Raw genomic sequence first — 12,381 nt, 5'->3', positions numbered from 1 at the left:
CGTGGCGATCGGCCGCGCGATCGTGCGCAACCCGGAATGCTTCCTGTTCGACGAGCCGCTGTCGAACCTCGACGCGGCGTTGCGCGTCAATATGAGGCTCGAGATCTCCGAGCTGCATGAGCGGCTGAAAACGACAATGATCTATGTAACCCATGACCAGGTCGAGGCGATGACCATGGCCGACAGGATCGTCGTCCTCCAGCGCGGTAATATCGAGCAGGTGGGCACCCCGCTGACGCTTTACAACACCCCGGCCAACCGGTTCGTCGCCGAGTTCATCGGCTCGCCAAAGATGAACATCATCGAGGGCGCGGAAGCCGGAAAGCATGGCGCCCACGCCATCGGCATCCGTCCCGAACACATCGCCGTCTCGGCGAGCGAGGGCGCTTGGCGCGGCGTGATCGGCGTTGCCGAGCATCTCGGCTCCGATACGTTTTTCCACGTCCATGGCACGGGCATTGCCAGCTCGATCACCATCCGGGCCACCGGCGAGATCGGTCTTCACCATGGCGACACGGTTTATATGACGCCCGAAGCGGGCAAGATCCATCGCTTCGATGAAAAGGGAGCAAGGTTGTGACACAGAGACTGGCGGGAAAATCGGCCCTGATCACGGGTGCGGCGCGCGGCATCGGCAAGGGCTTTGCCGAGGCCTATGTGCGCGAGGGCGCTCGGGTCGCGATCGCGGATATCAACCTCGAAGCCGCCGAGCGCACGGCCGCCGGGATCGGCGATGCGGCCTATGCCGTCGAACTCGACGTGACGCGTCAGGATAGCATCGACCGCGCCATCGAAACCGTGGTCGCGCGGGCGGGCAAGCTCGACATCCTGATCAACAACGCCGCCCTTTTCGATGCCGATAACATCGTTGATATCACCCGGGAAAGCTATGAACGGCTATACGCCGTCAACGTCGCGGGAACCCTGTTCACGCTCCAGGCCGCAGCCCGGCAGATGATCCGCCAGGGCCATGGCGGCAAGATCATCAACATGGCGTCCCAGGCCGGGCGGCGCGGGGAAAGCCTCGTCGCTGTCTACTGCTCGACCAAGGCCGCGGTGATCTCGCTGACGCAATCGGCCGGGCTTAACCTCATCCGCCACGGCATCAATGTCAACGCGATTGCCCCCGGCGTGGTGGAGGGCGACCACTGGAAGCATGTCGATTCCCTTTTCGCCAAGCTCGAGGGCAAGGAACTCGGGCAGAAGAAGGCCGAGGTCGAGGCCGGCGTTCCCGCCGGACGCTATGCGAAGCCAGAAGACCTCTCGGGCATGGCCGTCTTCCTGGCCTCCGCGGAGGCCGATTATATTCTCGCCCAGACATACAATGTCGACGGCGGCCAGTGGATGAGCTGAGCCGCCAGCGGCGCTGAAGGCATGCCGATGCGTGCCGGCTTTTTGCCGGCACTGCCGCCGCGCCCGAGACGGTCTCACCCGGACTTTGCCGACAGGCTTGCCAGGACCTCGGCGCTGTCATGCTCCGGCACGTCGCCGATATCGGCCTGTTTGGCGTCGAGCTTTTCGAGCATCGTCTTGAAGATTTCGCCATAGGCGGGGTCGTTCGCGACGTTGAAGAGCTCCATCGGGTCCTTGTCGCAGTCGAACAATTCCCATTCCGGCGGCGCATCGTTTTCGCGCGCGCCGTCCTGCCCCAGCGCCTTGTTGTACCAGTAGATCAGCTTGTAGCGCTGATCGCGCACGCCGTAATGCGCCCAGGCCTCGTGGATTTCGTCATTGTGCATCCAGTAGCGGTGATAGGCGAGCTGGTCCCAATCCTCGGGCGTCTCGCCGCGCAGCATCGCCCGCATCGAGGTGCCCTGCATGTAGCTCGGCTTGGCCACGCCCGCCCAGTCGAGGAAGGTCGGGGCGAAATCGACATTGCAGGCGATGTCGCTGGATGTGCGGCCGGCGGCGATCTCCGCCGGATAGCGGCACAGGAACGGCATCTGATAGCTTTCCTCATACATGAAGCGCTTGTCGAACCAGCCGTGCTCGCCGAGGAAGAAGCCCTGGTCGGAGGTGTAGATCACGATCGTGTTCTCGGCGAGCCCCAGTTCATCGAGCTTATCGAGCATGCGCCCGACGCCGTCGTCGATCGCCTGGACGGTGCGCAGATAACGCGACATGTAGCGCTGGTACTTGAATTCCGCGAAGGCCTTCGGATCGTCGAAGGTGAAGGTCTTTCCGGTCTCCGCGCAAATCACCGAGATCGTCTCGCCGTCCTTCAGTTCGGGGATCTTGCGCGCCGGCCAGCCCTCGACCATCAGTTCGCCGGCGATCGCGGCACCGCCTTCCGGCTGGACGAGGCCGAGGTCCTCATAAAGCATGTCGGACTTGATGCGCATCTTTGCGGCGGCGGCCGCCGCGGCGCGGTTTTCATAGGTGTCCTCGAAGGTCGGCGGAAGCGGAATGCTGCCCGGTTCGTGGATATCCCTGTAGCGCGGATGATACTGCCAGTTGCGGTGCGGCGCCTTGTGGTGGCACATCAGGAAGAAGGGCTCGTCCTTGTGGCGCTCGATGAAGTCAACGGACATGTCAGTGATGATGTCGGTCGCATAGCCCGGCACACGGCGGTAGCCATCGGGAAAATGAAAGCCCGGATCCCAGTAGTCGCCCTGCCCCGGCACGACCGCCCATTCGTCGAAACCCGTCGGTTCATGCGCCGGGCCTTCGCCGAGATGCCATTTGCCGAAGATCGCGGTCGCGTATCCGCCGGCTTTCAGCGCCTTGGCGACATTGGGCAGGCGGTTGTCGATATGGGTCGAAAGCGTCGTCACGCCGTTTACGTGGTTATGCGTTCCGGTCAGGATCGCGGCACGGGACGGCGTGCAGATCGAATTGGTCACATAGGTCGCATCATGGCGCACGCCTTCATTGGCCAGACGGTCGAGGTTCGGCGTGTTGTTGATACCCGCGCCATAGGCCGAAATGGCGCGCGAGGCATGATCGTCGGACATGATGAAGATTATATTGGGGCGGGACATTTCGGCTCCTGATGCGTGAAGAAACGGGGCGGCCGGCACGGGCCGCCCCGTGGTAAGACTTATTCGGCGTAAAGCTTGCCCAGATAGAATTCCGAAGCCGGAAGCGGGTTTTCGATCTTGCCGAAATCGGCATAGAGCCCGGCAAGTGTATCGAACCAGTTGTCGACCTTCCCGTCGCGGGTCAGTTCCACCAGTTCCTCGCTTGAGGGCAGCTTGGCGAGCTTGGATTCCACCAGCAGCGGCTCGGCCGGCACGTTCAGGAATGCGGCGGTGATCTCAACCGACTTTTCCGGGTTCTCGCGGCGGAAGTCGATGGCGTCCTTGATGACCGCATCCACCTTCTTGATGACGTCTTCATCGCCGGCCTTGGCATCGCTGACGATGAAGCTCGACGGGAACGCGATATCGGGGAAGAAGTCCTCGTTGGAGCTCAGCTCCTTGAGGTCCGGAACGCGCTTCTTGACCACGTCGACAAAGGGATACCAGATGCCGGCGGCGTCAATCTGCCCCGATGCGAAGGCGGTCACCACGGTCGACGGATCCATCGGGATCACGTCGATATCGTCGAGCGTCATCCCCGCCTTTTCGAGCGCCAGACGCAGCAGCATGTCGCCGGACGTGCCTTCCGGCACGCCGACCTTCTTGCCCTTCAGATCGGCAATGCTGTCGATGCCCGGCTGGGCGATCACGCGGTCGGTATAGCCGAGCGCGTTGACGGCGATGACCTTGGCCTGTCCGCTCGCCGGCAGCCAGAGCGCGCCGGGACCGATATAGGCGAAATCGAGCGAGCCGGCATTGAGCGCCTGGACCTGGATCGGGCCATTGGTGAAGACCTTGAGGTCCGCCTCAAGGCCGTGCTTGGCCCAGAGATCCTCTTCGGTGGCGATGGCCGCAACGCTCGTTCCGAAATAATCGGCGATATAGCCCATCCGGATCTTGTCGAGTTCCTCGGCGCTGGCCGGGCCGGACAGGGCAGCCGCGGCAACCGCGGCCATGAGTACCAGTTTCTTCAGCATGATTTTTCCTCCGTTTTGCTCATGCCGCCTGTTGGGACCGGTCATAGACCGCCCGCCAGACATTGTTTCTGATCTCTGTGAATTCAGGCGACAGCCGGATTTCCTCGTTACGCGGAAACGGCAGGTCGACATTGATGATTTCCTGCAGGCGCCCGGGGCGGGCCGCAAGAACGATAACGCGGTGGGCGATGTAGACGGCCTCGTCGACATCATGGGTGATGAACATGACGGTCCGCCTGTCCTTGGACCAGGTGTCGAGCAACTGGTCCTGCAGCTTGACCCGCGTCAGCGCATCGAGCGCGCCAAAGGGTTCATCCATCAGCAACACGCTGGGATTGACGGCATAGGCCCTGGCAATGGCGCAACGCTGCTTCATGCCGCCGGACAGCGTCTTGGGATAGGCCTCGGCGAAATCCTTGAGCCCGACGAGATCGAGGTAATGCAGCGCGCGCTCGCGGCGCTGTTCCCGACCCATGCCCTGCAGCTTGAGGCCGAACTCGACATTCTTGATCACGGTCAGCCAGGGAAAGAGCGCGTATTGCTGGAAGATGACGCCGCGATCGGGACCGGGGCCGTTGACCGCCTTGCCATTGACCAGGCATTCGCCCGAGGTCACGCCTGTGAGCCCCGCCACGATGTTCATCGCCGTCGACTTGCCGCAACCCGACGGCCCGACAACGGTGACGATCTCCCCATCGGCGATATCCAGCGTCAGGTCCCTGAGCGCCACAAACGACTTGTCGCCTTCACCGAAGGACTTGCTCACATTGCGAAACGCGATCTTGGGGTTTTGATCAGTCATGATGGATTCTTTCCTGCCAGTGGGTCAGGCGCTCTTCGGCACGCACGACAATGCGGTCCATGATCAGGCCGAGAATGCCGATGGCGATAAGGCTGACGAAGATCGTCGGCAGATCGTAGTAAAGCTGCGCCTGTTGCATGCGGAAGCCGAGGCCGGATTGCGCGGCGATCAGTTCCGCGGCAACCACGGTCGCCCAGGCCGAGCCGAGACCGATGCGAAAGCCCACCAGAATGAACGGGGTGGATGCGGGAATGATGATCCGGGTGAAGATCACGCGGTCGCCGGCGCCAAGCACCCGCGCGGCATTGATATAGGTCCGGTCCACGCTGATGACGCCCTGATAGGTCGACACCACGGAGGACAGGAAGGCGGCGAGAAAGATCACGAAGATCTTCGGCTTTTCATCGATGCCGAGCGTGACGATCGCAAGCGGAATGATGGCAAGCGGCGGGATGACGCGGAAGAACTGGATCCACGGATCGATGACCGCGCGGGCAATCTTGTACCACCCCATGAGAAAGCCCACGGGCACCGCAATCAGCGAACCAATGAGAAACCCGATCAGCACGCGGCGGAGGGAAGCGAACATGTCGAGCCACAGCTGGCCGGAAATGGCGAGCTCGATCATGCGCTGGAAAACCGTCAGGGGCGTTGGCAGCACCGAGACGCCGGAGGCCGTGGCAAGCCACCACAGCCCGATGCCGCAGGCAAAGGACACAATCCCCCAGAGAAGTTTCGGCGATCGGAACACGACGTCCCGGCGCGGTTCGGCATTGTCGAGGTCTTTTGCGACGCTCATGCGTTCCTCCCGTGGCCGACCTTAGACGCGCGCAGATTGCCGGTAAGACATCCGCGCGGCGGCCAAGGGGCCGTTTGAATAAAGAAATTGTTCAAGCGCGACGCCGGCCGCGCCCTGCACGCCGACCGGCTCGTCGAGGCTCGTGCGTTCGATCGCAAGCTTCAGCCGCTGCTGCGGCATCACCCGCGGCGGCAGGTCCCGTCTCAGATCCGCGAAGAACCGCTCGGGCGCGCCGTTGAAATCGCCGCCCAGCACGACCCGCTCGGGACCGAAAAGAGTGACGGTCGTGGACATGGCCTGAAGCAGATATTCGTAAAGCTGCGGCCATTCCGGGCGCTCCATGGCGGCTGCGACCAATTTCGACCGGGGCAGATCGGGATCACCGACAAGCGCGCTGAGCGGCTCCTCCGAGAAGAACCGTTCGAGACAGCCGCGCCCGCCGCATCGGCATGGCCGTCCGCCCGGTTCCACGACGATGTGGCCGATCTCGACGACGCTTCGCCGCTCGGCGGCTCCGGTCTGCACGAAACCGCCGCCAATGCCTTTGCCAAGCAGAAGATAGAGAATGCTTTCCGCGGCCCGGCCCGCACCGTAGCATGCCTCGGCCATCGCCATGGCCGTGGCGTTATGCTCCAGCACGACCGGAAGGCCGAGCGACTGCTCGAACGCCTCCGCAAAGGCGATTCCTTTCCATCCCGTCAGCACGGAATGCGTATTGACGCGTCGGGCCGGATCAACGCCACCGGGAACGCCGACCCCGATCCCGAGGATCTGGTTGAAAGGAAGGGCGCCGTCGCGAAGGACGTTGCGGGCGAGATCCGAAACGCGTGCGATCAAATCTTCGACGGGTTCCGTCAGATCGTAAGTGATGCTTCGCGTGTGGGAAAGATTGAGCGCCGCATCCGACAGCGCGATATGGACCTGCCCTGCTCCCAGATGAATGCCGAGAACATGGCGAGCCTCGGGACAGATTTCCACGGTTGTTGCGGGCCGCCCGATGCTGAACGCGCCCGAGGGATCGCACTCGCGCACCAGACCTTCGCGGATCATCTGCGTCATGATTTTCGTGACGCCTGCAGACGAAATGCCGGTCACGCGCGACAGTTCGGCGCGCGACATCGCGCCTTGGTCTCGCAACCTGGTCAGTATCTCCCCGCTTCCGCTCCTCACGGTGCCTCCCGTATTTAATTTCCTTACTTAGTAAAATTAAAAGATGACGGCTGTCAACTGGCGACACGATGGCGGAGAGCAATGGCTTGAAATGACGTGACAGGGCCGCGACACCGTCGATGCCCTTGGGTGGTGAGCGTCCCGGGATTGTGACCGGCAGATGTGGCAATGAAACGGACTAACGAAGCGCCACCTCGGTTTCAACATGATTGAGCGCCGCCTCAAAGAGTGGTTTGCCAGGACCGTCCAGCCACGCGCCGAGCGAAGTAAGATGGTCGAACTCCTGTTCGAGAAGGGGAATATCCGCGGCCCCGGCGAGCAAACCACTATCCAGGAGTTCGGTCAGGCGTTTGAGGAAAGGGTTATTCGCAAGCAGTTCGTCGGGAAAGCGCTTGTAGGCGATCGGGCGGCCGACGGCGTGCGTGAACGCGGTCTCCAGGTCCCGACCCGTCACATTCGCGCTCGCCAGTTCGATGGCCTTGCCCGCATAGCGCTCCGGCGACATCAGGATCTGAGCGTTCATCCTTCCCAGATCGGCAAGCGCGATCATCTGCATGGATTGCTTCGGCCGCATCAAGAAGGTGAATTCGCCTTGAGGAAGTCCCATACCGGGCAACAACAGCATTTCCATGAAGCTTACCGGGCGCGTGATCGTGGTCATCATGGGGAGGCTCTGCACATAAGCTTCGATTTCCGATTTGCTGTCGAAATGCCCCATTCCCGTCAGGCCCTTGCCCGATGCTCCACTCGATGAATAAACGAGATGTCGGCCCCCTTGCCGGACGGCGCTGTCTGCAATCCCCTTGCCCTGCAGGACCTCCTGGGCATCGGTTACCTCGCCTGACGGCGAACTGGTCTGAACGCTGAACACACCCTTGACCCCTGCCATCGCACGGTCAATCGATGCTGGGTCAAACAGATCGCCGACTGCCAGCGAGATGCCTGCGGCAGACAAAGCCTTCGATCTGGCGCTGTCGGGATCACGCACGAAGGCCTTGACCTCCCTCCCCTTGGCTTTCAGCGCGCGCGCAACAGCCCCGCCTTGCTGCCCGGTCGCTCCGAATACGAGAAATTCCGCCGTGTGACCCATTTTGGTTACCATCTGTAATTAATGATGGTTATCATTTGAAACTGATTGAAAATCAGCGCAAGACGGCACATTTTTGATCGTGGGTTACATCGACATAACCATTGAAGGAGTCCCCACGTGCAGCGTGAAATCAATGGCCGCCCGGTAATCGAAACCGCGCGAGGGCCTGTTCTGACGCCATGCGCCCCGGGCAGCGTGCTGGCGCGTCTCGGCGACAAATGGACTATTCTGGTGGTGTCCATGCTCGCCCTGTCACCGGATGCTCCCATGCGGTTCGGAGCGATCAAGCGCGGCATTCCGGATATTTCGCAAAGGATGCTCACGCTCACTCTTCGCAATCTCGAACGCGACGGCCTTGTGGCGCGCTACTATCATGCCGAAGTGCCGCCGCGCGTGGAATATGAACTGACGGCCCGTGGCAGGTCCATGCTCGGACCCCTGGCCGCCTTTACGGGCTGGATCAGGGATACCTGGCAGGACATCGAGACCTCGCGCCGTGCTTTCGACGAGGCTGAATTCGAACGATCGGGCGACGGGAGCAAAAGCAAAATCTCTCTCTGACGGGGAGATCCCAGACCTGTTCGTGCCCGCATTGATGGCTTGGGCTGGCGCGCATGGATTGAGCAAGATGCAGAATATCGGTGCCAGTCCGGCTCCCAACCACTCGCCTGCCGGCGCACTGGACTATCGCATCAGTCGTGATCGGCCGACAGGGCGATCTCGTGCCGCAACTGATCGACCTTTACGCCGGCCCACTGCCGGGCGTCGTCGCCGAACACGAACCGCGCCGGCGCATCGTCCTGCGCGGCAAGCGCCACGATCCGCGCCGCGAGCAGTTTCGGATCGCCCGGCTGGTTGCCATTCGCGCCGTCGACAAACGCGCGATACTGCGCGATCGCCTCGGCATAGTCCGGAATGTCGATGCTGCCGAAACTTGCAGACTTGCCGTCCATGAAGTCGGTGCGCAGCATGCCCGGCTCGACCAGCAGCGAGCGGACGCCCAACGGGGCCAGTTCCTGCGCAAAGCCCTCCATCCATCCCTCGACCGCGAATTTCGAGGCCGAATAGACCGCGCCGCCGGCATTGGAGACCAGTCCGCTGACCGACGATATGGTGACGACCAGGCCCGCGCGGCGCGCGCGCATGTGAGGCGCGACCGCGCGCGCGACGTTCATCGTGCCGAACAGGTTGACCTCGAACTGCCGCCGCACCGCTTCATCCGTGAAGGTCTCGAAGAAACCCAACTCGGCATAGCCGGCATTGTTGACCAGCACGTCGATCGTCCCGAACCGCTGGGCGATCTCGGCGGCCACCGCATTGGCGGCCTCGGCATCGGTGATATCAAGCGCGCGGGCGTGCAGGCGATCGTGGTCCCCGAAGGCCTCGCGCACCGCGTCGGCGGAGCGCGCCGTCGCCACCACCGTTTCGCCCGCATCGAGCGCCGCGCGCGCGATCTCGTGTCCAAGTCCCCGGCTCGCCCCGGTCACCAGCCAAACCTTCGTCATAGTCGTCTCCTTGCTCTTGTGCAGTTGCCAACTATGTAGCTATGCTAATGGATCAGTATAACCGCCTAATGAGTAATAGGCCCCAGTAGCAGGAATCATCAATGCGTCCGGATCAGTTCGGCGACCTCGCCATCTTCGCGGCGATTGCCTCCGACCGCAGCTTCACCCGCGCCGCGCGGCGGCTCGGCGTCACCCAATCGGCGTTGAGCCAGACCATGAAGCGGCTGGAGGGCCAACTCGGCTTTCGCCTGCTCACCCGCACGACGCGCAGTGTCGCCCCCACCGCCGCCGGCGAGCGCCTGCTCGCCACACTATCGCCGGCCTTGGCGGGGCTGGACGCCGAGATCGAGGCGCTATCCCATGCACGCGGGACAGCAATCGGCACGGTCCGGATCACGACGGGCAAACACGCCGCGGACACGGTGCTGTGGCCGATGCTCCCCGCCTTCATGCGCCGCTATCCGGGCATCGAAGTGGATGTGAGCGTGGAGGACGGCATGACCGATGTCGTGGCGGGCCGCTACGATGCGGGCATCCGGCTCGGCGAGCGACTGGAGAAGGACATGATCGCGCTCACGGTCGGGCCTCCGCTGCGCGTGGCGGTGGTGGCCGCTCCCGGCTATCTGCGCGATCATCCGCCGCCGACGGAGCCGGCCGATCTCACCGCCCATCGCTGCATCGCCTACGCCGACGCGCACGGCAACCTGTCGCCCTGGTCATTCGAGCGCGACGGCCGCGCGGTGACGGTCAAACCAGGCCGCGGGCCGGTCTTCAACGATGCGGACCTGCTGGTCGCCGCCGCTCTCGAGGGTTTCGGCATCCTCTACATCCTGGAAGATCTGGTGGCGGCGCCGATTGTCGATGGCCGGCTTCCCCGCCTGCTGGAGCCGTGGTGCGAGCCGTTTTCCGGCTACCACCTCTATTACCCCGATCGGCGCGGCACGACCGCTTTCGAACTCTTCAAGGAAGCGCTGCGCGCAGAAAGGGCTGCATGAGGGCTTGAAAGGGTCAGCGTCAGTTCTCAATGGCGATGATCTTGCTGTCCTTTTATCCCCGCCGTCCCTTCGATGGGCACCCTCGGGGAACGCTCGCGGAGCAGACCGATGGAAACGCGGCGTCCAATCCGATCCAGTGAACCCGTCAATATTCAGGGACCAGCAAGGCCCGGATTTTGCTCAAATCGGTTTCATAACTATTGGTGATCAACCACGTTGCCTCCGGAATTATGATGCTTCGAAGGCAACTGATAGCTTTTGTGTGTCGTTAATTCTCAAAAGAGCCGAACTGTCTTGACCGCCGACCTGCAGACGATAGCCGGAAGCCATACGAGCGAACTGACGCCGATCGCGCGCGTTTCAGCCTGTCTGGAGCGGATCGCCGAGAGAAACGACATGATCCGGGCGATGATCTTCCTCGATGCCGATGCGGCATTGCGGGAAGCGCATCGGCTGGAGGCGGAGCTTGCCACGGGTCGTTCGCGCGGCCCGCTTCATGGCGTACCGATCGCGGTCAAGGACGTCATCGATGTCAGCGGCTGGCCGACGACAGGCGGCTCGCGCCTGTTCGAAGGCCGGATCGCAAGCGAGGATGCGCCTGTCGTCAGCGCGCTGCGCGAACAGGGCGCGATCATCATCGGCAAGACCAATCTGCACGAGTTGACCGCCGGCGGGCACGCCAATCCATGGTTCGGCACGGTCGTCAATCCACTTGCGGAAGACCGGGGAACGGGCGGGACCAGCAGCGGCTCGGCTGCGGCCGTTGCGGCGGGCTTCTGCGAGGCGGCGCTTGGCACCGACACCGGCGGCTCGAACCGCTCGACGGCGGCGGCAACCGGGCTTTATGGCCTCAAGCCAACCAATGGAACCATCGACACGACCGGCATTCTGCCAACAGCGCCGAGCTTCGATACGGTCGGCCCGATCGCAAAATCGCTCGAACTGGCGCGCCTTGTCCACTTTGCGATGACGGGCCGCGCTGCGCCGGAGCGTGAACGGATTTCACCATCCGGAATCACGATCGGGCTCTGTCCCGACCTTCATGCCGCGCCGCTGGATGCGGCGGTGGATGAGGCCCATGACGCCTGGCTTCGCGACGCGCGCAATAAAGGCGCAAGGATCACCACGCTGAGCTTCCCGCAGGCAGAACAGGTCGCGAAGGCCGGGCTCGCCATCCTCGCTTACGAATTTGCAACCCAGTACGGCGACCTCATTGCCGCCAAGCCGGAGAGCGTCGGCGAGGCCGTCCATGCCTTCGTGGAAACGGGGCTGGCGATCGACGGTCCTGCCTACCACGCCGCCCTCGCCTTCCGGGCTGAAACACAGGGCGCGTTTTTGAGGCTCCTGCGATCCGTCGATGTGCTGGCGGCGCCGGTGGCCCCCGGACTTGCGCCGCGACTGCTCGATGAAACAACCATGGTTGGCAGCGATCATGTCCCCTATGGCCCGGCGGGCGGCACGTTCCGCCGCTGGGCCAATTTTTTCGGGGTGCCGGCGCTTGCCGTGCCGCTTCCGATCGCGGGCGACCTTCCCGCCGCGATCCAGCTCTCCACGCCGCCGCTTTCAGAAAATCGCCTGTTCGCGGTGGCCAACGCCCTCGGTCCGAAGGAGACGGACTGACTTTCGTTCTTCACCATACCAAAAAAAGGGGAATAAGCATGAAGATCGCATCACTCGCCATCATAACCGCAAGCCTTGCCGCAGCGCCCGTCGCCTCTGCCGCTGACGAGGTCATCCGCTTCGGCGTCGCCGCCGAGCCCTATCCGCCATTCTCGGTCAAGAATGCCGCCGGCGTCTGGGAAGGTTGGGAAATCGACCTGATGGACGCCGTCTGCGCGGAGATGGACGCCGAATGCGTGATCGTCGACGTTCCGTGGGACGGCATCATTCCGGCGCTTCTGGAAAACAAGTTCGACGTCATCTGGAGCTCGATGTCGATCACTGACGAGCGCATGAAGGTCATCGACTTCACCGACAAGTATTACTTCTCGCCGAATGTGCTGGTCGGCGCCAAGGCCGATCC

13 protein-coding genes are annotated in these 12,381 nt (G+C 62.8%); 6 read left to right on the top strand and 7 right to left on the bottom strand.

The features are described from left to right. Together B4E36_RS02865 and B4E36_RS02860 are read left to right on the top strand one after the other, a co-directional pair. On the top strand, window positions 1-580 hold a 580-nt coding region (locus B4E36_RS02865; RefSeq protein WP_345899953.1), incomplete at its 5' end, for an ABC transporter ATP-binding protein. After that, window positions 577-1,353: an L-iditol 2-dehydrogenase gene (locus B4E36_RS02860; RefSeq protein WP_292058787.1), complete on the top strand. Its 777-nt coding sequence runs from the start codon at window positions 577-579 to the stop codon at window positions 1,351-1,353. The genes B4E36_RS02865 and B4E36_RS02860, both read left to right, overlap by 4 nt. Window positions 1,354-1,427: 74 nt before the next feature. Here B4E36_RS02860 and B4E36_RS02855 read toward each other — a convergent pair whose 3' ends face one another. From B4E36_RS02855 to B4E36_RS02830, 6 genes are all read right to left on the bottom strand, one after another. Then, entirely contained in the window at window positions 1,428-2,981 is a 1,554-nt protein-coding gene (locus B4E36_RS02855) for a sulfatase family protein (protein WP_292058789.1), read from the bottom strand. Between the two features lie 59 nt (window positions 2,982-3,040). Continuing rightward, window positions 3,041-3,997, bottom strand: a complete 957-nt coding sequence (locus B4E36_RS02850) for an aliphatic sulfonate ABC transporter substrate-binding protein (RefSeq protein WP_414673714.1) — start codon at window positions 3,995-3,997, stop codon at window positions 3,041-3,043. A 19-nt stretch (window positions 3,998-4,016) separates the two neighbouring features. After that, window positions 4,017-4,799 carry an ABC transporter ATP-binding protein gene (locus B4E36_RS02845; protein WP_292058791.1) on the bottom strand — a complete coding sequence of 261 codons (783 nt, stop codon included), beginning with the start codon at window positions 4,797-4,799 and terminating at the stop codon, window positions 4,017-4,019. Continuing rightward, window positions 4,792-5,598: an ABC transporter permease gene (locus B4E36_RS02840; RefSeq protein WP_292058793.1), complete on the bottom strand. Its 807-nt coding sequence runs from the start codon at window positions 5,596-5,598 to the stop codon at window positions 4,792-4,794. Before B4E36_RS02840 ends, B4E36_RS02845 begins: the two co-directional genes overlap by 8 nt. 21 nt (window positions 5,599-5,619) lie before the next feature. Further along, complete coding sequence (locus B4E36_RS02835; protein WP_292058795.1) at window positions 5,620-6,768, bottom strand: ROK family transcriptional regulator; 1,149 nt, start codon at window positions 6,766-6,768, stop codon at window positions 5,620-5,622. Window positions 6,769-6,946: 178 nt separating this feature from the next. After that, window positions 6,947-7,858: an NmrA/HSCARG family protein gene (locus B4E36_RS02830; protein WP_292058797.1), complete on the bottom strand. Its 912-nt coding sequence runs from the start codon at window positions 7,856-7,858 to the stop codon at window positions 6,947-6,949. A 117-nt stretch (window positions 7,859-7,975) separates the two neighbouring features. Here B4E36_RS02830 and B4E36_RS02825 point away from each other — a divergent pair, with 117 nt between their 5' ends. Beyond that, window positions 7,976-8,419, top strand: a complete 444-nt coding sequence (locus tag B4E36_RS02825) for a winged helix-turn-helix transcriptional regulator (protein WP_018064123.1) — start codon at window positions 7,976-7,978, stop codon at window positions 8,417-8,419. Window positions 8,420-8,550: 131 nt separating this feature from the next. On the opposite strand, the gene B4E36_RS02820 is transcribed toward B4E36_RS02825, so the two are convergent. Beyond that, window positions 8,551-9,363, bottom strand: coding sequence for an SDR family NAD(P)-dependent oxidoreductase (locus B4E36_RS02820; RefSeq protein WP_292058798.1), 813 nt, complete (start codon window positions 9,361-9,363; stop codon window positions 8,551-8,553). Between the two features lie 101 nt (window positions 9,364-9,464). On the opposite strand from B4E36_RS02820, the gene B4E36_RS02815 reads away from it, so the two are divergent. The 3 genes from B4E36_RS02815 to B4E36_RS02805 all read left to right on the top strand — a co-directional run. Continuing rightward, window positions 9,465-10,358, top strand: coding sequence for a LysR family transcriptional regulator (locus B4E36_RS02815; protein ID WP_345899952.1), 894 nt, complete (start codon window positions 9,465-9,467; stop codon window positions 10,356-10,358). Window positions 10,359-10,652: 294 nt separating this feature from the next. Beyond that, entirely contained in the window at window positions 10,653-11,978 is a 1,326-nt protein-coding gene (locus B4E36_RS02810; protein ID WP_345899951.1) for an amidase, read from the top strand. A 38-nt stretch (window positions 11,979-12,016) separates the two neighbouring features. Beyond that, window positions 12,017-12,381: transporter substrate-binding domain-containing protein (locus B4E36_RS02805; RefSeq protein WP_345899950.1), on the top strand; the 365-nt coding region annotated here is incomplete at its 3' end.

This window comes from Martelella sp. UBA3392 (genome assembly GCF_002358775.1).
GTDB lineage: Bacteria > Pseudomonadota > Alphaproteobacteria > Rhizobiales > Rhizobiaceae > Martelella > Martelella mediterranea.
This window is presented reverse-complemented; position numbering and strand designations above follow the sequence as displayed.

What these genes read in the sequence shown, in the direction of transcription:
- B4E36_RS02855 (WP_292058789.1), bottom strand. Translation starts at nt 2,981, where the DNA reads ATGTCCCGCCCCAATATAATCTTCATCATGTCCGACGATCATGCCTCG.
- B4E36_RS02850 (WP_414673714.1), bottom strand. Translation starts at nt 3,997, where the DNA reads ATGCTGAAGAAACTGGTACTCATGGCCGCGGTTGCCGCGGCTGCCCTG.
- B4E36_RS02845 (WP_292058791.1), bottom strand. Translation starts at nt 4,799, where the DNA reads ATGACTGATCAAAACCCCAAGATCGCGTTTCGCAATGTGAGCAAGTCC.
- B4E36_RS02840 (WP_292058793.1), bottom strand. Translation starts at nt 5,598, where the DNA reads ATGAGCGTCGCAAAAGACCTCGACAATGCCGAACCGCGCCGGGACGTC.
- B4E36_RS02830 (WP_292058797.1), bottom strand. Translation starts at nt 7,858, where the DNA reads ATGGGTCACACGGCGGAATTTCTCGTATTCGGAGCGACCGGGCAGCAA.
- B4E36_RS02820 (WP_292058798.1), bottom strand. Translation starts at nt 9,363, where the DNA reads ATGACGAAGGTTTGGCTGGTGACCGGGGCGAGCCGGGGACTTGGACAC.
- B4E36_RS02815 (WP_345899952.1), top strand. Translation starts at nt 9,465, where the DNA reads ATGCGTCCGGATCAGTTCGGCGACCTCGCCATCTTCGCGGCGATTGCC.